The 25,536-nt window shown below is 65.1% G+C and carries 18 protein-coding genes; 1 reads left to right on the top strand and 17 read right to left on the bottom strand.

The window, feature by feature from the left end; genetic code table 11:
- Window positions 1–4: 4 nt before the first annotated feature.
- From HKW67_RS04735 to HKW67_RS04695, 9 genes are all read right to left on the bottom strand, one after another.
- A complete protein-coding gene (locus HKW67_RS04735) occupies window positions 5–2,971 on the bottom strand; it encodes a TonB-dependent receptor (protein ID WP_171224296.1) in 2,967 nt (988 codons plus the stop codon).
- A gap of 150 nt (window positions 2,972–3,121) precedes the next feature.
- Window positions 3,122–5,461, bottom strand: a complete 2,340-nt coding sequence (locus HKW67_RS04730; protein ID WP_171224295.1) for an FtsK/SpoIIIE family DNA translocase — start codon at window positions 5,459–5,461, stop codon at window positions 3,122–3,124.
- A 2-nt stretch (window positions 5,462–5,463) separates the two neighbouring features.
- On the bottom strand, window positions 5,464–6,213 hold the full coding sequence (locus HKW67_RS04725) for a 2-phosphosulfolactate phosphatase (protein WP_171224294.1): 750 nt from the start codon (window positions 6,211–6,213) through the stop codon (window positions 5,464–5,466).
- Window positions 6,213–7,571: an acetyl-CoA carboxylase biotin carboxylase subunit gene (gene accC / locus HKW67_RS04720; RefSeq protein ID WP_171224293.1), complete on the bottom strand. Its 1,359-nt coding sequence runs from the start codon at window positions 7,569–7,571 to the stop codon at window positions 6,213–6,215. The genes HKW67_RS04725 and accC overlap by 1 nt, the downstream gene beginning before the upstream one ends.
- Before the next feature lie 50 nt (window positions 7,572–7,621).
- The gene (locus HKW67_RS04715; RefSeq protein WP_171224292.1) at window positions 7,622–8,800 is read right to left on the bottom strand and encodes a type IV pilus twitching motility protein PilT; all 1,179 of its coding nucleotides are present in this window, start codon (window positions 8,798–8,800) and stop codon (window positions 7,622–7,624) included.
- An 11-nt stretch (window positions 8,801–8,811) separates the two neighbouring features.
- Window positions 8,812–9,312 carry an acetyl-CoA carboxylase biotin carboxyl carrier protein gene (gene accB / locus HKW67_RS04710; RefSeq protein ID WP_206044604.1) on the bottom strand — a complete coding sequence of 167 codons (501 nt, stop codon included), beginning with the start codon at window positions 9,310–9,312 and terminating at the stop codon, window positions 8,812–8,814.
- A gap of 53 nt (window positions 9,313–9,365) precedes the next feature.
- Window positions 9,366–10,478, bottom strand: coding sequence for a M24 family metallopeptidase (locus tag HKW67_RS04705; protein WP_171224290.1), 1,113 nt, complete (start codon window positions 10,476–10,478; stop codon window positions 9,366–9,368).
- Window positions 10,475–10,939: a type II 3-dehydroquinate dehydratase gene (gene aroQ, locus HKW67_RS04700; protein WP_230981120.1), complete on the bottom strand. Its 465-nt coding sequence runs from the start codon at window positions 10,937–10,939 to the stop codon at window positions 10,475–10,477. Before aroQ ends, HKW67_RS04705 begins: the two co-directional genes overlap by 4 nt.
- Window positions 10,912–13,392, bottom strand: coding sequence for a tetratricopeptide repeat protein (locus HKW67_RS04695; protein ID WP_171224289.1), 2,481 nt, complete (start codon window positions 13,390–13,392; stop codon window positions 10,912–10,914). Before HKW67_RS04695 ends, aroQ begins: the two co-directional genes overlap by 28 nt.
- A gap of 262 nt (window positions 13,393–13,654) precedes the next feature.
- Between HKW67_RS04695 and HKW67_RS04690 the strand changes: the two genes are divergently transcribed.
- Window positions 13,655–15,487, top strand: a complete 1,833-nt coding sequence (locus tag HKW67_RS04690) for a peptidyl-prolyl cis-trans isomerase (RefSeq protein WP_171224288.1) — start codon at window positions 13,655–13,657, stop codon at window positions 15,485–15,487.
- 78 nt (window positions 15,488–15,565) lie between these two features.
- Here the strand turns inward: HKW67_RS04690 and HKW67_RS04685 are convergent, their stop codons facing one another.
- From HKW67_RS04685 to hutH, 8 genes are all read right to left on the bottom strand, one after another.
- Window positions 15,566–15,820: a Sec-independent protein translocase subunit TatA/TatB gene (locus HKW67_RS04685; protein WP_171224287.1), complete on the bottom strand. Its 255-nt coding sequence runs from the start codon at window positions 15,818–15,820 to the stop codon at window positions 15,566–15,568.
- Window positions 15,821–15,829: 9 nt separating this feature from the next.
- Window positions 15,830–16,078, bottom strand: coding sequence for a DUF4321 domain-containing protein (locus HKW67_RS04680; RefSeq protein ID WP_171224286.1), 249 nt, complete (start codon window positions 16,076–16,078; stop codon window positions 15,830–15,832).
- Between the two features lie 29 nt (window positions 16,079–16,107).
- A complete protein-coding gene (locus HKW67_RS04675; protein WP_171224285.1) occupies window positions 16,108–17,112 on the bottom strand; it encodes a polyprenyl synthetase family protein in 1,005 nt (334 codons plus the stop codon).
- Window positions 17,109–19,970 carry a tetratricopeptide repeat protein gene (locus HKW67_RS04670; RefSeq protein WP_171224284.1) on the bottom strand — a complete coding sequence of 954 codons (2,862 nt, stop codon included), beginning with the start codon at window positions 19,968–19,970 and terminating at the stop codon, window positions 17,109–17,111. The genes HKW67_RS04675 and HKW67_RS04670 overlap by 4 nt, the downstream gene beginning before the upstream one ends.
- 99 nt (window positions 19,971–20,069) lie before the next feature.
- Entirely contained in the window at window positions 20,070–21,338 is a 1,269-nt protein-coding gene (hutI, locus tag HKW67_RS04665) for an imidazolonepropionase (RefSeq protein WP_171224283.1), read from the bottom strand.
- The gene (locus HKW67_RS04660; RefSeq protein WP_171224282.1) at window positions 21,335–22,309 is read right to left on the bottom strand and encodes a radical SAM protein; all 975 of its coding nucleotides are present in this window, start codon (window positions 22,307–22,309) and stop codon (window positions 21,335–21,337) included. The genes hutI and HKW67_RS04660 overlap by 4 nt, the downstream gene beginning before the upstream one ends.
- A complete protein-coding gene (gene hutU, locus HKW67_RS04655) occupies window positions 22,309–24,006 on the bottom strand; it encodes a urocanate hydratase (RefSeq protein ID WP_171224281.1) in 1,698 nt (565 codons plus the stop codon). Before hutU ends, HKW67_RS04660 begins: the two co-directional genes overlap by 1 nt.
- Window positions 24,003–25,520, bottom strand: coding sequence for a histidine ammonia-lyase (gene hutH / locus HKW67_RS04650; RefSeq protein ID WP_171224280.1), 1,518 nt, complete (start codon window positions 25,518–25,520; stop codon window positions 24,003–24,005). The genes hutU and hutH overlap by 4 nt, the downstream gene beginning before the upstream one ends.
- Window positions 25,521–25,536: the final 16 nt, after the last annotated feature.

Genomic DNA, 25,536 nt, shown 5'->3' with positions numbered 1-25,536 from the left:
CGGATCAGAAGGAGTACTGCAGACGCGTCATGATCAACCGGCCCGTCTCCGGCACGCCGGGGAACGTGCGCATGCGATTGTCGAACATGTTCTGTGCATTGAGCGACCACATGAGCTTCTGGCTGCCGAGGTCGAAGCGCTTGGACACCTGCGCGTCGACCGTGAGCGCCTCCGGCACATTCTCGTAGCAGAACGTTCCGGCAGGCGCCGGGCTGCAACGATTGGCACCACCCGACGCATTCGCCACGGCGCCGGGCTGACCGGCAGCGATCGGGAATGCGAAGTTCGTGGTGTAGTAGCTCGAGTTCACGGGGTACGCTTCGTTGTAGCGCGTGCGGAGCTCGAAGCCCAGGCCGTTCTCATCGTTCCGATACCGCATGCCGAGCGAACCACGGGAGTTCGGCGAGTTCGACATCAGCGGCAGGTTGTTTCCACCCGGGACGCTGCGGAAGATGTTCTGGCTCTGCCAGCTGTAGGACAGGTCCACCGTCACGCGATCGGTTGCCGAGATGTCGGTCGCGAGGTCGAGTCCGCGCACCCAGATCGACTTGCCGACGCTGGAGTACGTGAGATAGAGATCCGTGCTCGTGCTCGTGGCGTTGTCGAAGGTCACGACGCCCAACGGCGCGGGAGCAAAGCTGCGGCCGAGGCTCGGTCCGAGGGCCGCGCCGATGCCGGTCGCCAGCGCCGTGGCATTACCCACCGGCAAACCGGCCGCCTGCTGCAGCGCCGTCGTCAAATACGACGTCGTCTGACCCGAGATGTAGCCCTTGAGCTGGGTCGTGTCGCCGAAGAAGACGTTCGGCGTGGCGATCGCCGACGCCGTGCCGACGTCCCCACGCTCCTGCCCCCAGAACGACATGTCGAAGCCGACGCGGCTGCCGATGCGACCCTTGTAGCCCACTTCGAACGTGTTGTTGAACGAGGCCCGCAGCGGATCGATGTCGGCCACCTGCGCCGCCTGCAGCGGCGTCGACGTACCGATGATCGAAAGTCGCGTGCTCAGCTCGGCGGACGTCGGCGCGCGGGTCGCGAGGTGCTGGATGAGACCCGTGGCGAGTCCCGGAGCCAGCGCCGCGGCGGTTGCCGCCGGGAAACCGGCCTGCTGCAGCGCGCCCTGAATGCCAGCCGTGACGCTCGGATTGAGCGCGCCGGCGTTGGCACCGATGAGCGGGCCGAACGCAGCCGCCGCGTTGGCACCGACGAACTGACCACCGCCGGCGAGACGCGACTTCATGCACAGACCCGAAACCGCACTGCTGGTGCAGTCGCGACGGAACTGGAAGCCTTCCTTCGGTGGATTGCCACGGGCACGCACGTCGAAGCCCGAGCCACCGACGTTGGGCGCGGCGAGCAGATCGAGGAAGAACGAGAAGTTCGCCGGCGTCGAGAACGCGCGGTTATACGTGAAGCGGAGATTCTGATTCGGCGTGGGGCGGAAGATCAGCGCCGCACGCGGTGAGAAGAACTGTCCTTCGATCACGTTGTTCGCATCACCACGGGCCGCGAGCAGCAGTTCGATCTTCTCGGTCGGCTTCGTCGAGGACTGGAGATACGCGCCGTACTCGGTGACGTTGTCGACGTCCTCGTTTACGCCGTTCGTGGTGTTGCCGGTCTGCGGATTCGTCCAGATGTAATCGAGTCCATAGGTGAAGCTCTGCTTCTTGCCCATTTCGAAGCCATGCTGAAGCTGCGTGGCGACGACGCGGGACTTGTCGACGATCGGCTGACCAGAGCCGAGCAGAAACGTGCCCTTGTCGTCGAGCGCGTTCTCATTGCCGGCGTCGCTGGCGTTGATGAAAGCCTGAGCGAAGAGACGATTCCAGCGGAAACGCTGCTGAAGATTCGTGTACGACCAGTTCTTGATCTGCGCCGTGCCGTTCGTGCCGGTGAGTTCGAGACCGCTGCCGATCTTCGTGTAGCCGAGCGTCGTGATGGCTTCCATGCCCTCACGCGGGCGCAGATCGAGCCGTGCCTCGCCCGTGAAGCGCTGGAGATCGAAGTCACGCTGGCTCGCCTTGCCGCGGCGCGACTCGGGCACCACCAACGACGTGCTGAAGATCTTGGGTTCCTTCAGATCGTTGTACTCCCAATCCTTACCCTGCATGTACTCACCCGAGACCTTGTATGCCGCCTTCTCATTCAGCTTGCCGGCGTGACGCAGGCCGGTACGAATGATGGAGCGCTCGCCGCCATCCACACTGATCGTGGTGCCCTGCGACGCAAACGGGGACTTGGTGATGATGTGGAGCACGCCGTTCGAGCTGTTCGGTCCGTAGAGGGCCGACGCCGGTCCGAGCAGGATCTCCATCCGGTCGATGTCTTCGTTGGTGCCGGTGAACAGGAACGGAACGTTGACGCGCAACGACGGCACGCCGGCGAAGCGATAGTCCTGCAGCATCAGCATGCTGCCGCTGAACGCGTTATTGAAGCCGCGTGCGACGACGTTCGACTGAGCGAGACCACCGCGGCTCACATCGACGCCGGGGCTCGAACGCAGGTGATCCGTTACGGTCACGACCGGCCGTTCGGCGATCTGCTCGCTCGAAACGACGGAGATCTGTGCCGGCGCATCGAGCACTTTTTCCGGACGACTGCGACTCGCCGTAACCACGGTCTGATCGAGTGTGGTCGTGCGCGCGGTCATCGCAATCGTCAGCACCGCACCGGGCCGCACACTGGATGAGGTTTTCGGCGCAAAACCGATGGCCGACACGCTCACGGTGTAGGAGCCGTCGGGAAGATTCACGATCCGGAACGCGCCATCGGCGCCGCTAACGGCACCATACGACATGCCTCCAGCAACGGCGGCCTTGATCGTCGCGTTCTCGATCGGACGGCCGCTCTCGGCGTTGGTCACCTTGCCGGTAATCGTACCGGATTGGGCCGCCAGCCCAGCGGCGACCACGGGCAGCGCGCCGAGCGCGAGCAGGGTCGAAGTAAGTACTTGTCGAACGCGGAGAAGAAACATCTAACACCTCGGGAGGGAGGAAAAACGTCGAGGTCCGGCGGCCCGCGGGAAGGAGAGCGGGAAGAGGAGGGACAAGCCGTATCTATGTTCGCCGGACTGTTGCACGCCGTCAATACGCCGTGACGAGAGTCAACAGAGAATCTGCAGGAGTCAGGAGCCGCAGATGCGGTCTAAATCCTGTACACCCACCAGCACGTCACGTGGACGCGCCGCGCCTTCGGACGGCGCGAGTACGCCGGCCGCTTCCAACTGATCGATGATACGGGCGGCACGTCCGTATCCGATTTTCAGCCGCCGCTGCAACAGCGAGGTAGATCCTTGGCGATGCTGGATCACCACTTCCGCGGCTTCACGAAAGCGCGCATCCCGGTCGTCTGAGGTGCGGTCGCCATCGTCATCGTCGCCGCCATCACCCTTCGCTTCGAGGGCACGCACGGTTTCCAGAATATCCGGTTCCGCCGTGATGCCTTCGCCAGCGTCATGACGGGCGCGGGCATCCTCGTACCATTTGAGCAGTCGTTCCGTATCCTCACTGGAGAGATATGCGCCCTGCAGTCGCGCGGGTTCTGACTTGCCCGGCGGGATGAACAGCATGTCGCCGTTGCCGAGCAGCGCTTCGGCCCCCGCGCCATCGATGATCGTCCGACTGTCCACCTGCGACGCCACACGAAATGCAATCCGGCACGGAAAATTCGCCTTGATCAGGCCGGTAATCACGTTGACGCTGGGTCGCTGCGTGGCCAGAATCAGGTGAATCCCGATCGCGCGCGCCTTCTGCGCGAGCATCGCGATCGGCGTTTCGACTTCGCCCTGCACCGTCATCATCAGGTCGGCCATTTCGTCGATCACGACGACGATGTACGGCAGTACGCCGCCGGTATACGTGCGATCCTCGAAGGCCACCTCGAGGTTGCGCGGCTTCTGCACCGGTGCCCCTTCGCCATCAGCGTGCTGCTGCACGCGACGATTGAACTCCTGCAGGTTGCGACACGCATTCGCTTCGAGCAATCGGTAGCGGTCCTGCATCTCCATCACGGCCCACTTCAACACCGACGCCGCATCGCGATTGTCGGTGATCACCTTGTGTCGCAAGTGCGGTAACGTGTTGTACACGCTGAGTTCGACCATTTTGGGATCGACCATCAGGAAGCGCAGCGTGCGCGGCGTGTGGCGGTACGCAAGGCTCGTAATGATCGTGTTCACACAGACCGATTTTCCGGAACCCGTAGCGCCGGCGATCAGCAGGTGCGGCATCTTCGCCAAGTCGGCGATCACGGCACGCCCCTCGAGGTCCTTTCCGAGTGCGATCGGCAGAGCGGCGCGCATCTGGCGGAACTCGGTCGACTCCAGCACCTCGCGCAGCACCACCATTTCCGGCGTCGGGTTGGGCACCTCGACACCAACCGCACCACGCCCCGGAATGGGCGCGACGATGCGAATGCTCGGCGCCCGCATCGCCAACGCCAGGTCATCGGCCAACGCGGCGATCTGTCGCACTTTCACGCCGGGAGCCGGCTCGATTTCGAATTGCGTCACGGTCGGTCCCGTCGTCCGCCCGACCAATTCGCCGTCGACCTTGAACGTGCGAAGCGTCGACATCAGCTTTTCGCCCGCTAAATCGAGCTCGCGTTTGCCGGCGTCGGCATTGCGGGCCGGCGCAGCGGTCAGCAGATCCGTGGGCGGCAAGTCATCGCTAAAGGGCGACGGTTCCGATGACGCGTCGAGTGCCGCTTCCACGGCGGCGGCTGGACGCGTCGATTCTTTCGCGGCCTTCTTCGCTTTCGCGCTGTCGCGGACGGACTCCGGCGGCGCGTACCGCGCGTCCGGCTTGTCGAGCGCGAGGACATCACGCGCCAACACTGGATCGATTGCCGGCAGCTCCTCTGGTTCCGGTTCGAGCTGCTGCGCCAGCGTTCGGCGCTTGCGGCCAGTAACAGCCGTCCGGTCGCTCGTCTCAGCCTCGCCGCCCGCCTCATGCACGCTCCGTCCGGGGCCGAGCAGTAGGCGAATCGGATTCCAACGTAGGGTCGCTACGGTGAGGGCACTCGTGGCCAACAGAAAGAACACCCAAGCCCCAGCCGAGCCGAGTCCTTTGCGCAGATAGTGCGCGGCGAAGCTCCCCCAGAGTCCGGAAGCATCCGAGGCCGACGGTTCGCCGCCGAGCGCGAGCCCTATCGCCACCGGCACCAACGTCACGGTGCCTGCGAAGAGCACGCCCCAGTCGCTCGCATCGTCGGCACGCGCAATCCGTCCAAAGAGCGTGAGCGCGACCACCAAGCACCCCATGGCGACGATCGCCGCTCCGGGAATGCCGACGGTGCTCACCAGCGCACAGCGCGCCCAGGTACCCGCGGGTCCAAAGACGCCGGTGGCCTCGAGGCACAACTGTCCGGCATCGGGGGCATTGAAGATCAGTGCGCCGGTGAGGAATACCGCGAGCAACGTCAGCGCGATCGCCGAAAGCTCCCGACGCAGCACAGCGGGTTCCATGCTCAGTGGTCCGTGCGAGTCGCGGGCTCGAGCTGAAGCTGTCGATCCTGGTATCGCACCGACCGATCATAGCGATCGAGCGTCAGGCACATGTCCACATCGCGCTCAAAGCCGGCGGCAACCAACGACCTCGCGTGTCCGGCTTCCAGCGCCACCGACGCCACTCCTCCTTGGAACGGCCGCTCCGCCATCTCGGCCACGCGCGCACCATCGCCGCGCGTGACGCTCTCGAGACCAGCGCTAATGCCGCGCACCAGCCGTCCGGCGCAGACGACGTCCTCGAGTGCGACGTGCCGCTCATGGCCGGCGCAGATGATGGTGACGTCCCCGCCCTGTTCGATCGCGGCCCGCACGGAGGCGACGGTCGCCGTCACATTCACGAAGGCGGCAAAGTAGCACGCGCGCGCCCCGTGCGATGCGGCCAACGCCAAAGTGCCGTTGGTCGTCGTATATAGAATCGTCCGCCCTTCGACCGATGCCGGTGTGTACTCGGCAGGAGAATTGCCCAGGTCGAAGCCATCGATCTTCATCATGCGTCGCTCACCCGCCAGCTGAACCTCGCCGCGCGCGTAAGCCTTCGCTCGCGAGGCGGTCTCGTCGACGGTCTCGAACGGGATCACGGCGCGCGCGCCTGCGTCGAGCGCGGCGGCCACCGTGGTTGCCGCGCGTAGCACGTCAATCACCACGACGACACGATCCGCCACATCGGCGGGCGCAACTTGCGCTTCGCCGAGCAGCACATCGATGCGCACTATGTCGGTTCCTTGAGCAGATCGGTCCCTTCCAACTCGAGCCACTTGGTGTGCACCTTGCCGTCCTTGAAGGCAGGATGCTGCATCACGCGGGCGAGGAACGGCATGGTGGTCTTCACCCCTTCGATCACGAAGCTCTCGAGCGCGATCTGCATGCGCTTGAGCGCCTCTTCGCGCGTATTGCCCTGCACGATGAGCTTGGCGATCATCGAATCGTAGTACGGCGGCACGGTGTAGCCGGCGTACGCATGCGTATCGACGCGCACACCAGGTCCACCAGGCTGATGGAAGACTTCCAGCTTGCCGGGCGACGGCTGAAAATTGCGGGCAGGATCCTCGGCATTGACGCGGCACTCGATCACGTGACCACGAAACGCGGGCGTCTCCAGCACCGAGAGGGGAAGTCCCGACGCCACGCGAATCTGCTCCTTCACGAGGTCGACACCCGTCAGCATTTCGGTCACGGGATGCTCGACCTGAATGCGCGTGTTCATCTCCATGAAGAAGAACGAGCCGTCTTCGTCGAGCAGCATCTCCACAGTGCCGGCGCCGACATAGTTGATCGCCTTCGCACCACGCACCGCCGCTTCACCCATCCGCTCGCGCAGTTCCGGCGTCATCACGGGACACGGCGCTTCCTCAATCAGCTTCTGGTGCCGGCGCTGCACCGAGCAATCGCGTTCGCCCAGGTGAATGACGTTGCCGTGCATATCGCCCATCACCTGAAATTCGACATGCCGCGGACGCTCGAGGAACTTCTCGACATACACGTCGCCGTTGCCGAACGCGGAGAGCGCTTCAGAGCGGGCAAGTTGGAATGACCGCAGGAAATCATCGGGATCCCGGGCGACACGCATGCCCTTACCACCGCCGCCGGCCGCCGCTTTGATAATGACGGGGAAGCCGATACCACGGGCGAATTCCAGCGCCTCCTCGGGATCATCGACCGGTCCCGGCGATCCGGGCACGATCGGCACACCGCACTCGGCCATGGCCCGACGAGCAGAGGCCTTATCGCCCATGACGCGGATCTGCTCCGGTGTGGGCCCAATGAAGGCGATGCCGGAGGCGCGACAGGTCTCGGCAAACTCCGCATTCTCGGCGAGAAAGCCGTAGCCGGGGTGGATCGCGTCGGCGCCGGTGATTTCGGCGGCCGCGATCAGTCGCGGGATCTTGAGGTAGGAATCGCGACCCGGTGCGGGTCCGATACAGACATCATCGTCGGCGAAGCGCACATGCAGCGACTCGCGGTCAGCCTCGGAGTACACGGCGACCGTCTGAACATCGAGTTCACGGCAAGCGCGAATGACGCGGAGAGCGATCTCACCGCGGTTGGCGATCAGGACCTTTTTGAACATGCCGTATGGTGGCAGGGTCAAAGCCCTGCCGCCAGTCCCGCGGCCACCAATCAGGTGGCGGCGCTGCCCTGCCGGAATCCGTCCCAGTTCGTATCGCTGGTTCCATCGACCCCCTGGATACGGAGCGCGAACTCCGCGGGGTTAGTCGCATAGAAGAGCGCGTTCTCGTATGAGATCACCCCGCGCGAGTACCAGTTCATGAGCGACTGGTCGAAGCTCTGCATGCCGTACGCCATGCTCCCTTCCTTGATCAGGTCGGGAATATTCAGCGTGGCAGACAGGTCGCGAATCTGGTCGCGGACCGCCTCGGTGTTCACCAAGACTTCGCAGGCGGGCACACGACCCGGACGATCGGCCCGAGGCACAAGGCGCAGCGAGATGACCGACGACAGCGCGTTGGCGAGCGCGAAGCGCACCTCGTTCTGCTGGTGCGGCGGATAGAACGACAGGATGCGATTGATCGTGAGCGTCGCATCGGTGGTGTGCAGCGTCGAGAAGACGAGGTGACCGGTACCAGCCGCCTTGAGCGCGACGTCGAGCGTCTCGAGATCTCGGATTTCGCCGATCATGATGACGTCGGGGTCCTGACGCAGCACACGACGCAGTGCCTGAGAGAAGGACGCGGTGTCCGTTCCCACTTCACGCTGGTTGATGTGGCTCTGCACGTCGCGATGCACGAACTCGATCGGATCCTCGATCGTGATGATGTTCGCGCTGCGGCGTTCGTTGATATGGTGCACCATCGCCGCCAGGGCCGTGCTCTTGCCCGACCCGGTCACACCCGTCACCAGCACCAGTCCGCGCGGCTTGAGCGCCAACTGCTCGAGTACGGGCGGCAGGTTCAGGTCGCGGATCGACGCCGCGGCGTGCGCAATGGCACGCATGGCGAAGGCGACGGTGCCCTTCTGCTGATACACGTTTACGCGGAAACGTCCGATGCCCGGGACATTGATCGCGAAGTCCGACTCGCGCATCTCCACGAACTCACGGAGCTGTGCGGGCGGGAGCAGGTGCTCGGCGAGCGACCGGAGTTCTTCCGGCCGCATCGGCGGCATATCCAACGGGACGAGGTCCGAGTGCAATCGCAGCGTGGGGGGCCGTCCGACTTTGAGGTGCAAGTCGGACGCGCCCTCACGCACCATGCGCTGCAGTGCGGCCTTCAGATCAAGGCCCGAGCCAGGCGCCGTCGAGGTGACGGTTACTGGAGCGGCACCGGAGACCATCGTCATGTCATCGCGTCTCAGCCGGTCGGATCGAGGCGGTAGAGCACTTGTCCGTATTCAACCGCGTTGGAATCGGTGACGTTCACTTCGCGCACCACGCCGTCGAACTCGGACTCGAGCTCATTCATGATCTTCATCGCTTCGATGATGCACACAATCTGACCCTTGCTGATGCGATCGCCGACGTTGACGTACGGCTTCGCACCGGGCTCGGGGGCAGAATAATACGTGCCCACCATCGGCGACTTGATCTCGAGGAGTGCAACCTTCGGTGCCTCGGCCTTCGGCGCCGCCGCCACACCCTCTCCGGCAGGACGCTCCGAACCACCGGCGGGCAACACCGGGGTCATGGCGACGGGAGCGGCCATCTGAGGCGCGACCGTCATGGCCGCAACGCGCTGCTGGGAGCTCTTCGAGATTCGGAGCTTCATCCCCTTGTCGGAGGAGATCTCGATGGAATCCACGGTGGAGCCGTCGAGCATCTCGATCAGCTTCTTCACGTAGCGCAGGTCGATCATGGCGGGAGAGTCAAAGGGGATCATCGGCGCGGAAGGCGCCGAACGTACAGACATCAGGAGAGTTCGTGCAGGTCTCTCGGGAATCCAGTTAGGACCCTCGGACCTAATGCTGACAAGAACACGTCATCCTCGATTCTCACCCCACCCCAGCCCGCCCGATAGATCCCGGGTTCGATCGTCACCACCGTTCCGGCAGCGAGGGGAGACTCGACGACGCGGGCCAAGCGAGGCGCTTCGTGCACTTCCAGCCCGATCCCATGACCGAGCGAATGTCCGAACGCCTCACCAAATCCGCGAGCGTCAATGTAGTCTCTCGCGACCGCATCTGCAGCCATCCCCGTCATGCCGACCCGAAGCGCGCCCGAAGCGCGCACATTCGCCTCGCGCACGATGTCGTAGACCTCTCGTTGCTCGTCCGAGGCACGGCCGAGCACGAAGGTGCGCGTAATATCGGAGCAGTAGCCGGCGGTGACGGCCCCGAAGTCAATCAGCACGAAATCCCCCGTTTCGAGCTGGCGATCGCCGGCGCGGGCGTGCGGCAATGCCGAACGGGGCCCAGACGCGACGATGCTCGGAAACGGAAAGGCCTCGCTCCCTGCCTCCCGGAGGTGGCGCTCGAGAATGCCCGCCACTGCCGTTTCGCTGATCCCAGGGCGTAAGAGCGGGACCGTGTGCCGCAGTGCAGTTTCCGCCATCGCGACGGCGCGTTCGATAAGCGCCAGTTCGCCCGCATCCTTCACGGCGCGAAGTGTTTCGACCACATCAGTCGTCGGCCGCCAAGACCAACGCGCTCCCTGCTCCAAGAGTCGGGCAAAATCCCGATGCAGGAGGTGCATGGATTCGAAGCCAACCCGCTCGACGCTCGCCATGGTCCCGAGCTGCGCCCAAAGCCCGGTCCACAGGTTGGTGCTCTCGATGCGCACACTCGCGGCCGATCCGATCTCTTCCTCGACCTGCGTGGCGTACCGGAAGTCGGTGAGCAGAACGCAGTCCTTGGCCGTGAGAACCAGCAGCGCGTTGCTGCCGGAAAAGCCCGTGACGTAGCGGATATTCGCCAGCGACGTGACCAACAGCGCGTCGAGATCGGCCCGGGCCAAGGCGTCGCGCAGGGCCGTGAGCCGCGCCGGTCGGTTATCGATCGGACTCGCGACCGCCGCGGCGCTCACGCGTTCCGACGCAGGGCGGACACCAGCCCGCGCAGCGCGAACTCGTACCCCTCGGCACCGAGTCCCGTCACGCTGCCGATCGCGGCACTGGCGAGCATGCTGTGATGCCGCTCGGGCTCACGTGCATACACGTTGGACAGATGAATCTCCACGAAGGGGATCGACGTCGCCGTGAACGCATCGCGCAGCGCGAGACTGGTATGTGTGTACGCACCAGCATTGACGACCACGCCCTGCACCGCGCCGCGCCACGCGTGCAGGATATCGATCATGGTGCCTTCGACATTCGACTGCGCGGTTTGTAACTCGACGCCGAGCTCCGCGGCGACCTGCGCGAGCCCGGCGTTGATATCGTCGAGTGTGGCGGAGCCGTAGATGTGCGGCTCTCGCGTGCCCAACAGGTTGAGATTCGGTCCGTTCAGAATCCCGATGATCACGTATTCCCCAATCCTTTCAGCCACGCCGAGAATTGCGCGAGATCGTCGCTCACCTTCGGCGATGGTGTGTCTGGTGTTGGCTCACGGGTCGACGGCTGACTGGGCGACGGCGCGGGTGTGTGTAGTGTCGGCGAGGTGGCTGGATCCGGGAAAAACCGATCAAAGGAGAACGGTCCACCAGCATCTGGCACCGCCGCCGTGGCGATCGGCGTCGCTGAGCGCAGCGGTGTCGCCATGCGCGCGGTGCCGCCGAGCATGGCTTCTTCGAAGGGGAGTTCGCCACCAAAGTGGCTGATCTCGTCGATCGGAGCGAAGGCGTCGGCCAAGGCGCGCGCTGCGAGATCGTCGTGTAGCGGAGCGTCACCGCCGAACAACGACGCCAGTCCGTCGGCCGGCGTTTCGACGGCGACCGAAGCGCGCGGCGGCGTACGCCGCGGAACGCGGCGTGACGCCAGCCGCGCAAAGCGTTCACGTGCCGTGACGCGCTCGATCGACTCCTCGGCAAACACCGAGGCGTCGTATGCCGGCGACGAAATCGGGGTGGCCGAGATCGGCGTGATCGACAGCGGCGTGAGGAACTGCGGCGTCAGGCTCGCGACGAACGCGGGCGTCCCCATCGCCGGCGTGGCAAACGAGGCCATCGGCGCCGCGGGTGTGACAAACGCGGGAGCCGCGGGGACAACGTCGGCAGCGAGGCGCTCCTGGAGCTCGGCCAGGCGCGACGTGAGCACCGGGTCGTAGGGACGGCGACGCACCAGTTCTTCGTACACCGACACGGCGCGCGCCGTGAAGCCCTGCGAGACGAGCAACTCGCCCATCGTTTCGGTGACGAACGCTGGATTGCTTTCCTCCGGCATCACGTCGGCAAAACTCGCCTCGACCGAATCCGACTCCGCATCTGCGTCGGCGGCGTCGGCGTCGGAGAAGACTGCGACGGATTCGGCCCCAACCTCTGGCACCGCGACGTCCTCGACGGCCACCGCTTCGGGCTCCGGCGCCGGCGCGAGCCACGGCAGTTCATCCGCATCCGCGTGCGTCGGCGCGGGTGCCGTCGCAACGATCCACTCCGGCTCCGCATCATCGATCGCGTCGTTCGCGTCGTTCGCGTCGTTCGCGCCCGTCTCTTCGGCCTGAACGAGAGTTCGTGTCTCGACCTCCGTCGCCTCTTCGACCTCCGTCACCTCTTCGGCCTCGACCTCGGCCTCCGCCTCCGCCTCGACCTCAACCGCGTCCATCGCGTTGAGCGTCTCTGCGATCTCGTCGTGCGACTCTACCTCGCTCACGTCGCTGTCGAGGTCGACGATCCCCGCGTCTTCGGGAAGCGTATTCGCTTCGGAGGGGAGTTCGCCGGCGCCCTCGATCACGACCGAGTCGGCGGTCGCCTGCGCGTCGTATTGGCCGAACTGCGCGTCGATATCAGCCAGGAGTGCGTCCTCATCGAGCGCGCGGATCCGCATCGACTCACCGGGCTCAGCGCCGAAAGCGGCGACTGCTTCCGGTGTGAGCGCCGCGACGAACGACGGCGTCACGCTGCGCGGCGTGGCGATGCGAGCGACCAGCTCCGAGGTATCTGGCCATTCCGGCGCGATCAACCCTTCCTCGAACGGGACCTCGGCGGAGGACACGTCGCTGAAGCCGAACGGGTCGTCACTCGCCGTTTCGTCGACCGTCTCTGTTGCAAGCGCTAAGTCCGATGCGACAACATCCTGTGTGACCGCCTCCGGTTCTGTCTCAGCGGCGACATCCGGTTCGACATCTCCCCCGGCAGCTTCGATCGCGTCGAGATCGAGGAGCTCCGGCTCGCGTACGGCGGCGACGTCTGCCGACGAATCAGCCGACGGCTCGGGCGCCCTGGCGGCCTCCGGCGGCGGCATGTCGGGCTCACGGAGTCGGGCGTTGATCTCGTCGAAGTCGACGGCACGTAGCGCGGCATCAGGCGTCGGAATCGCTCCCAGCCCGATGGGCGCCATGGAGAACGCCGGCGTGAATGCGGGCGACGACGCGGCGGGAGGCGCGAAGAACGCCGAGACCGGCGGGACCGCCGGCTCGGGCTCCGGCACGGCCCGCACCACGTGCACCGGCGTCGCGAGCGTCGCCAGTTGCGCCGCGATGTCGTCGTTCCGCGGGTCCGCTTCCAGCACGCGCTCGTACCAGCGGCGCGCGCCAGCGGTGTCCCCTTCCCACTTGGCGATATCGCCCAGGTGGCGGAGGGCCTTCAGATTTTCCGGGTCGAGGGCAAGCGCTTGCTCGAACACCGTACGCGCCTCGGACAGATCGCCCGATTCGTACAGTGCCTGGCCAAACACGATGTACCCGCTCATGTGCTCGGGCTGCTTTGGCAGGAATTCCCGGCAGAGGGCAATTGCCTCCGACAGATTTCCTGCTTTCCGCAGCTCGTTCGCCAAGGGGGCGAAGTAGCGACGCGGGTTTTCCTCGAACTTTTTCCGGAGCTCGTCGATCCGGGCAGCAGTGCTCATCCGTCCAGTGCCCTCGTAGTGATGTTTCCCGGCCCGATGCGAGGCGCCCGTTCCGTCTGTGTGACAGGCCCCACGCAACAACTTATTAGCGGTGGCCGTTCCGGGAAGTCATTCGTGGTGATGTGGTACATCGTCTCCGCTTGTCTTGCTATTCGCGACTCGCGGCGGCTAGCTTGAAAGACTCTGCGGCATACGCCTCTCCCATGGAGGTGCGTGTGCCTTTCTGTTTGTCCAGCTTTTCCGCCCCAAGGAGTCTCGCCCCGTGCTGCAATCGATGCGGAGCGCCGCGAAATACATCTGGATCGTGCTGATCGTGGCTTTCGTCGGCAGTTTCCTTTTGTACGAGACCTCGGGTCTCGCAGGCCGCTCGCCCGTGACGACCACCACCGCCATTGCGACGGTGAACGGCGAAGAGATCCTGCTGACGTCGTGGCAGAATGCCGTGAATTCCCTCGAGCAGCAGCAGCAACAGCAGCTCGGCCGGGGACTCACGCTCGACGAGCGTAAGACGCTCGAAGACCGTGCGTACGACGAACTGGTGACGGAGCTGCTGCTCCAACAGGAATACAAGCGTCGCGGCATCACGGTTACTGACGACGAAATCCTCGAAGCGGCACGACTCGCTCCACCGCCGCAGGCCATGCAGTCTCCGGATCTGCAAACGGACGGGCGTTTTGACCTCTCGAAGTACCAGCGTTTGCTCGCCAGCCCGATGGCGCGGCAGTCGGGCATGCTCGCCGGTCTCGAGGCGTACTACCGCAACGAGATCCCGAAGCAGAAGCTGTTCGACCAGATCGCCTCGGACGCCTACGTGTCTGACGAGCGCCTATGGCAGATCTACCGTGACCGTCACGACAGCGCACAGGTCAGTTACGTGCTCGTCGGCCAGAATGCCCTCACCGATACGGCCGTCACTGTCACAGACGCGGAGATCTCGCAGTTCTTCGATCGGAACAAGAAGCGCTTCACCCGTCCCGGCCGCGCTGTCGTCTCTCTGCTGACCGTGCCGCGTACGGTCACTGCCGCCGACTCGGCCGCCGCCAAGGCGCGCATCGAGACGCTGCGTGCCGAGATTGTCGGCGGTGCGAAGTTCGAAGACGTCGCCAAGCGTGAGTCGACCGATAGTGTATCTGGCGCCAACGGTGGTTCGCTCGGCAAGGGTGGCCGTGGCCGCTTTGCCGCGCAGTTCGAATCGGCCATGTACAGCCTCAAGCCGGGCGAGCTGTCGGCGCCCGTGCTCACACCGTTCGGCTGGCATCTGATCCGCGTTGATTCGAAGTCGGGGGATACGCTCGACGTGCGCCACATTCTCGTGTCGATCGGCCAGAGTGATTCCAGCGCAACGCGCACGGATCGCCGGGCCGACTCGCTGGCCAGTAAGGCCGGCAGCCAGGAAGATCCCAAGACGTTCGACGCCGCCGCCAAGGCACTTGGCCTGTCGCCAGCCTCTGTGGTCGTGTTCGAGAAGGAGCCTCTCTCCTACGCCGGCCGCTACGTGCCGAGCGTCAGTGCGTGGGCGTTCTCCGGCGTGCGGGCCGGTGAAACGAGCGATCTGTTCGACTCGCCCGAGGCCTACTATTTAGCGCGGGTCGATTCGTTGACGCAGGGCGGCCAGCAGCCACTCTCGGACGTCAAGGAAGACATTCGTCGTCGCCTCGCCAAGGACAAGCGTATCGAGAAGCTCCGGCCGATCGCCGAGCAGATCGCGGCCGCCGCGCGAACGTCGACGCTGGAAGCGGCGGCAGCGCAGCGCAGCTTGCAGGTTGAGAAGTCACCGGCCTTCGCGCGCATCGACGCCGTGGCCGGTATCGGCCAGTTCGAGCCCGCCATCGGGGCCTCGTTCACTGTGCCGGTTGGTCAGGTTGGCGGCCCGTTCAAGGCCGTCGATGGCATGGTCGTTCTTCGCGTCGACAGTCGCACCGATGCGAGCCGGCCGGCGTTCGAAGCCGACAAGACGACGCAGCGCCAGCAGCTTCTGCAGTCGCTACGTCAGCAGCGCGTGGACGAGTTCCTCACCAACTTGCGCGAGAGCGTAACGGTCGTCGACAAGCGGCCCACCGTGATGTCCGCGTTGCGTCGCCAGTCCGGCGTCTGATCGCAGACTCCGCACACACGAAGCCCCCGCGATGCTTAGGCATCGCGGGGGCTTTTTGTCACGTGGAGCAAACCGATATTAGTTGAGCAAGCGCTTCGGCTCCGGGCGCTCTTCTTCGGCCGTGGTCTGCTCAGCGGTCCCGCCGCCTACGCGATCATTGCGCGGGGCCGGCTCGGTGATCTGACGCTGCGCATCACTCAGATTTCGCTTGAACTCGTTGATACCCTTGCCGAACGATCCTGCGATCTCGGGAATGCGCTTGGCTCCGAACAGGAGTAGCACGATCACGAGGATGATCATGATCTCCATGAAACCGAAATTCTGTAAACCCATAGGAAACTCCTAGAAGAGGGACCGCGCGATCAGGTAGGCGATCAATACTCCCAGGAGGCTCAAGAGCGAGACATCCAGGGCGACAGGTCCAACAGCAAACTTCAATATAATCAGGTCGATGGGAAGAGGGCCGATCGCCGGCGTAACGCCGGTCGTCAGAAACTCCTTCACCGCCCCGGCCGGCAAGAATCGACGCGCGACTTGAGTGAGCAGGCCACCAGCCACAAACCCGGAGGCGAGCACCAGGACATGGAACACCGGACGGTGCTTAGACGGTCCACGAGCCATCACCAGCGCCGCTCCACGACGTACGCAATGGCGTCCGTCAACGCTGTACGGGCCGCGCAGTCCGGCAAATCAGACAGCGCATCCTCGGCCTCACGCGAAAAGTGGTCGGCGCGGCGGCGGGCATAGTCCAGTCCGCCGTGCGCGCGAACAATCGCGACGACCTCGGCAATCGCTTCGTCTTCCGGCTCGGCGGCCGCGAAAAGCGCATCCACGCGCTGACGCGCCGATGACGGCATCTCGCGCAACGCCGCGATCAACGGAAGCGTGACTTTGTGTTCCTTCAAGTCGAGCCCACTCGGCTTCCCGGTCATCTCCTGCCCTTCGGTATAGTCGAGCAGGTCATCGGCAACCTGGAAGGCCATTCCAAGGCGTTCGCCGAACCGCGCGAGCGACTCGCGATGATTCGGCGCACCACAGAGCGCGCCGACTTCGCACGAGGCCCTGAAGAGAGATCCGGTCTTGGCTCGGATCAGCGTCTCATAATCCCGCTCGGTGAATGCCAATGCGTCGTATGCGGCCAACTGGCGAATCTCACCGAGGGTCATTTCGTTCGACGCCTGCGTCACCGCCTTCATTGCCTCGAGATCACCCAAGGCGACGAGTTCACGAAGCGCGCGCAGATAGAGATAGTCGCCCATGATCACCGACACCTGGTGACTGAACAACGAATTCACCGTGGGCATGCCGCGGCGCAGTGCCGAATGATCAACAGCGTCGTCGTGCACCAGCGTCGCGAGGTGAATGAGCTCGATGATCGCGGCGAAGGTGATCGCGCGAGCGGGGGGCTCATGTTCGACACTACTGGACAGCAGGAGCAAGGTGGGGCGGAAGAGTTTTCCCTTCATCCCCATGAGGTGCTCCTGCACTTCATTCACAAGCGGCACATCTGCGGAAACAATGCGCCACAACTCCTGCGACACCTTGGACAAGTCGTCCTGCACGGGCGCCTGAATGTCGCGCAGGGCCGCCGCCAACGCCGTCGGCGTCCGCGTGGAAAGCGTCATCGCGCTACCTGGTCGAGCGCCGCCAGTCTGGCGGCAGCGTCACGGAAATGGATGTCGGTCGCATACACGCGCTGATAATAGCTACGAGCCTCGTCCCAGCGCTGCAGGGCTTCGCACGAATATGCGAGAAGATAGAGGACACCCACCCGTTGTTCGTCATCCAACCCCGGCTCGTGGAGCGCCCGAGACAGTACCGTTGCCGCTACTTGGTGCCGTCCCTGCTCCACGAAACATTGCCCCAAGGCTTCGTAGGCGGGAAGACGATGGGACCGGCTTCGCAGCGCCTTCTGGAATTCCTCGATCGCATCGTCGAGGAGCCCCATTTCCTTGTAGGCGACGCCGAGGTCATAATGGCTCTCGTGGTCGTCCTCACCTAGTGAACGCGCGACCCCCTCCTTGAAGTGCCTGAGCAGGGCATCAAAATCGGCCTGTTCATCACCACTGATCGCCGGCTCACGCATCCGCATGCGGGTCGACGCGGGCGCGTCGTCGTCGCGCAGCCAGTCGGCGAGGTCGACAAAGTTGGCATCGCTCCCCGGCTTGGGCGGCGGGGGCGGTGCGGCGCTGCCGAGGGCAGCCCGGGCGCGGTCATCATACGGGTCGATCTCGAGAACGCGCGCATAGACGGCACGGGCCCGGTTCTCCTCGCCGATCCGCACGAGCGCATCGGCTAAATCGAGGTAGGCGACACGAAGGCGCCCTTGATCCTGAATCCGGACCGACAACTCGACGCGCTTTTGGTGGAACGCGACGCGCTCCGGCGCAACCTGGACGAGGGTGTCGGCGATATCTGCGCCGGCCGGCAGATCGCCCTGCGCCACGAGACCCTGTTGGGCCGCTTCCAGTTCGGCCAGTCCAGCGTCGCGCTCGCCCGCCTCGAAGAGCGCTTCCGCCAAGCGACGTCGGAGAAGCCAATCTTGAGGCAGCTTCGCCACGGCCGCCCGCAGCGCATCGCGTCGGGACGATGCCACGATCGTCGCCTCCGCGGCCACGGCGGCGATCGGCAGCGACGGGGTGACCATGACGGGCCGGCCGTCTTCGAGGGGCGCCCGGTCCATCTTGTCGTCGACGTCTGCCTCATCGGACAGGTCGATGTCGTCCCCCGACTCGCCAGCCTTCGCGGGTGGCAGTGCCTTATCCGCACTCCCAGCCACATCGACGTCCCCGGCGGTAGCCGGTGCGACGGCAGCAGCCAACGTGTCGCCCGGTACGAGATCGACGTCGGCGTCCACGAACGAGGTGGTCCCCGATCCGTCTCGATCGAACGCCGCAAGGCCCGCCTCGACGAGATCATCCCCGAGCAAAAGCGGTGGCAGCTCACCGGGGAGGATAAAATCGTGCGGATCGATCCGAAATGGCGCGCGTTGCACGGCCGCCGGCTCATCGATACGGAGCACAGGTGCCTCGTCGACCTCGATCGGTTCCTCATCCAACAATTCGAACGGGTCGTCGTCGACGGAAGCCTGTGCCTGTGCCTCCGCCTCGGCGACCAGTTGCTCACCGGCGGCAATCGCCGCATCGAGCTCCGGCACGGCCGAGATCTCGAGCGCCTCGATCTCGTGCGCGTCCACCAGCAAATCCGGCGCCTCCTCGACCTCAAACCACTCGAGCGTCGGTGAATGGAGCGGCGTCTCGGTGTGGATGACGTTCGCCACACCCGGATCATCTTCGGCGTGCGCAAAATCTTCGGCCATCACTTCATCGAGCTGCTGATGCGGATCGGGGATCGCGACTTGTTCGCCCGTGGGCTCGAATCCGCGCTCCTCGTGCACCTCGGCGAGCCCTTTCGCGTCCTGCAGCCAGGTGACGTCCCGCGCATGCACTGTGGGATCGACCACCGCGTCAGCGGATTCCAGCTCGTCGACGGTGAGCCCTTCGAGCGGCGTGGCACCAAAATCCGCGAAGTCGCCGGCGGCCTCCAGTCCGGCGAGTCGTTCCACGACCGGCTCCTCGACCGATGTCTCGACGAGGCCGGGCAGCAACTCCGCGTGCACTTCGTCCGTCGGCGCGGCACGGGGCGGCGATACCGGCGCGTCGGCCGGGGCCGTCGGGTCGAAGATCATGAAGGCTTCGAGGGCCGGACCAACCGACGTCTCCGCCTCGGGCGCGATATCGGGTGCCGCCACGTTCGAGGTCACGGGTGCTTCGATCGGCGCTTCAACCGTGAACGCGGGCACGATCGCCAGCGGCGGCGGCGTAGGCATCCGCGTCTGCCGCACCGGCGTGCGACGCGAGACGGGCGCACCGTAGTCCACCTCGAGGAAGATCAGGTCCTGCGACTTGTCCCTACTCGTCGAGGGCGCACCCTCGTCGCTAAGCGCCATCGAGGCGCTCGACGGTGTACGACGCCGCGGAAGCACAATGCCGGCCCGATCGGCATGCTCGTCAACCAGACGACGCACCTCGGTGAGCTCCGGCATGAGGTCGGCGACTTCAGCGAGCGCACGCATGCCCTCGTCCACACGCTCTTCCTGCTGCATGCGCGTCGCGTACTCGAGGAAGTTCCTCGTGGCGTCGCCGCGCAGTCCCTTGCGCGCGCAGATGCGCCCCAGCGTGAAGTACACATTGGCGCGACCCGGCGCGTTGCGCAGGATCTTGTTGCAGAGCGCGATGGCGTTGTTGAACAGGCCGGAGTTCGCGTAGTGCTCGACGGCCCGCTCGTAGTACGTAATCGCGTCCGGAACACGCCCCTGACGCAGTGCGAGGTCGCCGACCTTGTTCAGGAGCGCGACATCCACGTCTTCGCCTGCCAGCTCGCTCTCCTCGATCGCCCTCACGTACGAGGCGATCGCGCGATCGATCTGTCTCAGCTGCTCGAACTCAGCCGCCTTCTTACGGTGCTTCGCGGCGTTAGACATGAGTGCGAGAATGACTCCGAGTTGCTGGACGAACGACCCGTCGACGGGCTCGCGAGAATAACGTGATCACGCCGGGGCGGAAGGTGCGGAAGCTAGGGTTCACGCGGACAGGTGACAAGCACGCCCGCGAGCCCAAGCCACTCGACACAGACGCTCGCCAAACCAGTAAGGCAACGCCCGGAAATCGTCAGCGGCGTGCACCGCGAGATCGGCACGAAAGCCCTGCCGCAGTTGGCCGGTTTCGCCGGCCAGCCCCAGTGCCGCCGCCCCGTTGACGGTACCGGCGATCCAGGCCTCGGCTGCCGAGAGGCGAAGCTGACTGACCGCGAGCGTGAGCACCAAGGGAAACGACTGCAGCGGCGACGTTCCGGGGTTCAAGTCCGTCGCGACGGCGATCGCGATCCCAGCGTCGATCATCGCACGAGCCGGGGCCTGACGCCCTGTCCCAAGAAAAAGCATCGTCGCTGGCAGCAGGGTCGCCACGGTGGACGACGCGGCGAGCGCGGCTATCCCCTCGGGCGAGATGGCGGCGAGATGATCGGCACTGACCGCCCCCAGCTCTGCGGCCAGCATCGCCGCCCCGCCGTCATGCAGTTCATCGGCGTGGAGCTTCAGATCCATGCCGTGACTGCGGGCCGCCGTAAGCAGCCGCCGGGTCTCCGGCACGGTGAACACGCCCGGTTCGCAGAATACGTCAGCGAAACGCGCCAACCGCTCAGCCGCGACCGCAGGATAGAGTTCGTTGGTGAGACAGTCGATCCACGCCGCACGCCCGTCGGGGCGCTCGCGATACTCGAGCGGCACTTCGTGCGCGCCGAGGCAGGTCGGGACAATGTTGAGCGGACCGGCGTCGGCCAGTCGAGCGATCACCCGCAGGGACCGTAGTTCGTCGTGTACGGTGAGCCCGTAGCCGGACTTGATCTCCACCGTGGTCACGCCGCCCGCGGCCAGCGCGCGAAGTCTCGGCACCGCGACCGAGTACAGCTCGTCGTCGCTGCGCGCGCGCAGGTCCCGGACCGAGGCGTGAATGCCGCCGCCCCGCCGGGCGATCTCCAGGTACGGCACGCCGGTGGCGCGAAGCTCATGCTCCTCGTATCGGGCTCGGCCGAACACAGTATGTGTGTGCGAATCGACGAACCCAGGAGCCAGTACGCCTCGATCGCAGTCGATCTCCACCGCATCGGGATATCGACCGCGCAGCGCCGCGTCGTGGTCCACCGCGACGATACGTTCCCCCTGCACCGCCACACCGACGCCGGCCTGCACCGCCGCATCCTGCATCTCGGTATCGCGTCGCGCGCGCGCCGGACCAGCACAGGTGACGGTCTGCGCGGCATTCACGAACAGCGTGACGGTACCGTCGCTCATGCCATGACATCTCGTACGCGCGACATCAAGCGCAGCGGCGCTTGCGCTTCGCCGCGGCACGCGTAGAAGCACGCATTGCAGTTGATCGGCTCGTACCCCTTGTAGTCCTGCCAGCGTCCGTCCGGCTTGAAGTCGGGACAGCGACGCACCAATCCTTGCGGGTCGATGTGAATCGTCGTCGAACCACTGCGACACGGCTCGGTCATCTCGCCGCGCACATAGCGCGGTATCTGCTCGAGATAGTAATCGGAATTCGTGATGACGCCGCGCTTGCGCTGCTTGTACGCGAGCAACTGCCGCACGACGTTCTCGAGCTCACGCTGTTGCGTATCGCCAAGCAGATAGTCACCGTTGCCGTTCTTGAAATCGGTGTACAGTGAGAAGTTCACACCGCCGCCAAGGGCGGCCGCGCGCTCCACGATCGGCATGATCTGATCGAGATTGTCATTCTTGATCACCGTGTTGAAGCGCACGCTGCCGATCCCCGCGTCCTTCATGCGCGGCACCAGATCGAGAATCTTCGCCGACAGTCCCGGGATGCCGCGCGCGATATCGTGGCGCTCATCGAGGTAGTCGAGCGAAATGTTGAACTGATCGACCCCGGCATCCCACAACGACTTGGCGCGGTCGAGTGACAGCATGGCTCCGTGCGTAATCATCTGCACGTAGGTGTATCGAACGGCCTTCCGAACCGACGCGACGATCTCCTCGAGGTCCTTGCGCAACGTCGGCTCACCACCGGTGAACGTGACGAGCATCGGCGAGAAGCGGCGCGCGATCTCGGCGAAGTCGCTCATTTCGCTGTGTTTCGCCTCGGCGGGCGTCTTCCAATAGTCACAGAATCCGCACTTCGCATTGCAGCGCATCGTGACTTCGAAGTTCAACAGCACCGGCCGGTTTCGCGCGCGCAGCCACGCGTACTTGCCGAGGAAGATCGGCACGTGCCACGGACGATATCGACTCGACAACATCAGCGTTCCAGCATGGGAAGACGAATATGCTCGCGCGCCGCGGTCGCGATCGCGATGTCGTAGCCCGCATCGGCATGACGCGCCACGCCGATGCCGGGATCATTCGTGAGCACGCGCTCGAGCCGCCGACGCATGCGATCAGTGCCGTCGGCCACGATCACCTGGCCGGCATGCAGGGAGTTTCCGATACCAACGCCGCCCCCGTGATGGAACGAGACCCACGACGCGCCACTGGCCACGTTGAGCAGCGCATTGAGGATGGCCCAGTCGGCGATCGCATCACTCCCGTCGCGCATCGCCTCCGTCTCGCGAAACGGTGAGGCGACGCTGCCGGTGTCGAGATGATCGCGTCCGATGACGATCGGCGCCGACACCTCGCCCCGCGCCACGAGATCGTTCAGGGCGAGTGCGAACCGAGCGCGGTCGCCTTGTCCGAGCCAGCAGATCCGTGCGGGCAACCCTTGGAACGCAATCCGCTCGCGGGCGAGTTCGATCCAGCGACGCAGCTGCGCATCATGCGGGAAGAGCTCGAGCACCAGTTCGTCGGTACGCGCGATGTCGGCGGGATCGCCGGACAGCGCCACCCAACGAAACGGTCCTTTCCCTTCACAAAACAGCGGACGCACGTACTCCGGCACGAAACCGGGAATCCGAAACGCATCGTCGATACCGGCGTCGAACGCCACCGTGCGAATGTTGTTGCCGTAGTCGAACGCGATCGCGCCGCGGTCCTGCATCGTGCGCATCGCCCGCACGTGGTCGACGACGGATGCCGTGGAGCGCGCGATGTAGCCGGCAGGATCCGAACCGCGCAACACCGCCGCTTCGGCGAGCGACATACCAACGGGTACGTAGCCCACCAACATGTCGTGGGCACTGGTCTGATCGGTGACCACGTCGGGGGTGATGCCACGACGGACCAGTTCCGGCAACACCTCGGCTGCATTGCCGACCAATCCCACGGAGAGACCACGACGTTCCGCCTGCGCCGCGCCAAGCCAGGCCAATGCTTCATCGAGCGAATACGTCATGCGATCGCAGTAGCGCGTTTCGATGCGCTTCATGATGCGCGAGGCATCGACGTCGACACCGAGAATCGCCGCACCATGCATCGCGGCGGCGAGCGGCTGCGCACCGCCCATGCCACCAAGGCCCGCGGTGACGACCAGACGCCCTTCGAGCGTGCCACCGAAGTGCCGCGTGGCCACGGCACCGAACGTCTCGTAGGTGCCCTGAACGATTCCTTGCGAGCCGATGTAGATCCACGAGCCGGCGGTCATCTGTCCGTACATCGTGAGACCAGCGCGCTCCAGCCGACGGAACTCATCCCAGTTGGCCCAGCGGCCCACCAGATTGCCATTGGCGATCAACACACGCGGTGCGTCTTCGTGAGTACGGAACACCGCCACGGGCTTACCGCTCTGCACGAGGAGCGTCTCGTCGTTGGCCATCGTTCTCAGCGTGCGCACGATCGCGTCGAACGCCTCCCACGAACGCGCCGCCCGCCCGGTGCCGCCGTACACCACGAGGTCGTCGGGCCGCTCGGCGACGTCGGGATCGAGATTGTTCATCAGCATGCGAAGCGCCGCTTCCTGCTCCCATCCACGGCACTGCATCGTACTGCCGCGGGGCGCGCGGACTTCGCGCGGACCACTCGTGGATGACGCCGTCGGCGAGAGGGTCGCAGTTCCGTTCATACGACGAAAGCCTCGGTAATGGCGTCAAGTGCGCCGGCGGCCACAGCCTCTCCCAAGCGCGTGATGTCAGGCGCCGGCGGCCGATCGCCGGTAGCGCGCGCGACGTGCTGTCGAATAATCGCGTGCGCGCGCTCGACGGCCACACTACTGCGCAACGGACGACGATACTCCAGCGCTTCGGCGGCGGCGATCAGTTCGATCGCGATCACGTGCCGGAGGTTACGCACCGAGCGCCGCAGCTTGGTGGCCGCGCCCATCGCCATCGGCACCACGTCTTCCTTGTTGCCGTCGGTTGGGATCGAGTCGACGCTGGCTGGATGCGCCAGACCTTTGCATTCGCTGGCCAACGCAGCGGCCGTGACCTGAGCCATCATCTGCCCCGACTCCAGTCCTGGCGATCCCGCCAGGAACGGTGGCAGCCCTTGATTGAAGTCCGGGTGCACCAGTCGATCGATACGGCGTTCGCTGATCACGGCGAGATTCGCGCAGATGATCGCGAGCAGGTCACTGGCCATGGCAACGGCCTGCCCGTGAAAGTTGCCACCGCTCAGCAACTCGCCAGTGGCCAGCACCAACGGATTGTCGGTGGCCGCATTGAGTTCGCGTGAGATGACGCCACGCGCGAAGCGCAGCGCGTCGAGCGCGGGTCCGTGCACCTGCGGGACGCAACGCAGCGCGTATGCATCCTGTACGCGCGGATCACCGTAGCGATGTGACTCACGAATCTCGCTGCCCTCCAGCAGCATGCGCAGCATCGCCGCCGATTCCATCTGGCCAGATTGTCCGCGCGCTTCCTGAATGCGCGCGTCGAACGCGTCAGGTGTGCCGAGCAACGCCTCGAGGCTCATCGCCGTCGCGACGTGCGCCGCATGCCAGAGCCGAGTGAGTTCGGCGCACGCCAACGACGCAACCGCGGTGTGGGCCTGCGTACCGTTGATCAGGGCGAGGCCTTCCTTCGCCTCGAGCGTGACGGCCGAGAGACCCGCCAGCGCCAGCAGCTCATGCGACGGACCTTCATGCTGCTGATAGCGCGCGGTGCCCTCGCCAATGAGTGTGAGCGCCAAGTGCGCGAGTGGGGCGAGATCGCCGCTGGCGCCGACACTACCCTGCTCCGGTACGACGGGCCACACACCCGCGTTGAGCATCGCGAGCAACGATTCCACGACCACCGGACGCGCGCCCGCGTACGCCGTCGCGAGGACGTTTGCGCGCAGCAACATCATCGCGCGCACCTCACGCTCCGGCAGCGGATCACCCACGCCGGCCGCGTGACTCCGCACCAGATTGCGCTGCAGCGCCGCGAGCTGATCGCCGGCGATCGTGACCTCGGACAGCTTGCCAAATCCCGTATTGATGCCGTACACGGGCTCGGCACGCGCCACGGCGCGGTCGACGACATCGCGCGTGACCTGCATGCGCGCTCGCGCCTCCGGGGCCAATCCGACGGCCAGTGCGCCATCAGCCACCGCCATCACGTCGGCGATCTGCAACGAACGTCCGTCGAGCAGCAGCATGGTGTCCCGTCTCCGC

It is taken from the genome of Gemmatimonas groenlandica, from assembly GCF_013004105.1.
GTDB lineage: Bacteria > Gemmatimonadota > Gemmatimonadetes > Gemmatimonadales > Gemmatimonadaceae > Gemmatimonas > Gemmatimonas groenlandica.
This window is presented reverse-complemented; position numbering and strand designations above follow the sequence as displayed.

What these genes read in the sequence shown, in the direction of transcription:
- HKW67_RS04735 (WP_171224296.1), bottom strand. Translation starts at nt 2,971, where the DNA reads ATGTTTCTTCTCCGCGTTCGACAAGTACTTACTTCGACCCTGCTCGCG.
- HKW67_RS04730 (WP_171224295.1), bottom strand. Translation starts at nt 5,461, where the DNA reads ATGGAACCCGCTGTGCTGCGTCGGGAGCTTTCGGCGATCGCGCTGACG.
- accC (WP_171224293.1), bottom strand. Translation starts at nt 7,571, where the DNA reads ATGTTCAAAAAGGTCCTGATCGCCAACCGCGGTGAGATCGCTCTCCGC.
- HKW67_RS04715 (WP_171224292.1), bottom strand. Translation starts at nt 8,800, where the DNA reads ATGACGATGGTCTCCGGTGCCGCTCCAGTAACCGTCACCTCGACGGCG.
- accB (WP_206044604.1), bottom strand. Translation starts at nt 9,312, where the DNA reads ATGATCGACCTGCGCTACGTGAAGAAGCTGATCGAGATGCTCGACGGC.
- HKW67_RS04695 (WP_171224289.1), bottom strand. Translation starts at nt 13,392, where the DNA reads ATGAGCACTGCTGCCCGGATCGACGAGCTCCGGAAAAAGTTCGAGGAA.
- HKW67_RS04685 (WP_171224287.1), bottom strand. Translation starts at nt 15,820, where the DNA reads ATGGGTTTACAGAATTTCGGTTTCATGGAGATCATGATCATCCTCGTG.
- HKW67_RS04675 (WP_171224285.1), bottom strand. Translation starts at nt 17,112, where the DNA reads ATGACGCTTTCCACGCGGACGCCGACGGCGTTGGCGGCGGCCCTGCGC.
- HKW67_RS04670 (WP_171224284.1), bottom strand. Translation starts at nt 19,970, where the DNA reads ATGTCTAACGCCGCGAAGCACCGTAAGAAGGCGGCTGAGTTCGAGCAG.
- hutI (WP_171224283.1), bottom strand. Translation starts at nt 21,338, where the DNA reads ATGAGCGACGGTACCGTCACGCTGTTCGTGAATGCCGCGCAGACCGTC.
- HKW67_RS04660 (WP_171224282.1), bottom strand. Translation starts at nt 22,309, where the DNA reads ATGTTGTCGAGTCGATATCGTCCGTGGCACGTGCCGATCTTCCTCGGC.
- hutU (WP_171224281.1), bottom strand. Translation starts at nt 24,006, where the DNA reads ATGAACGGAACTGCGACCCTCTCGCCGACGGCGTCATCCACGAGTGGT.
- hutH (WP_171224280.1), bottom strand. Translation starts at nt 25,520, where the DNA reads ATGCTGCTGCTCGACGGACGTTCGTTGCAGATCGCCGACGTGATGGCG.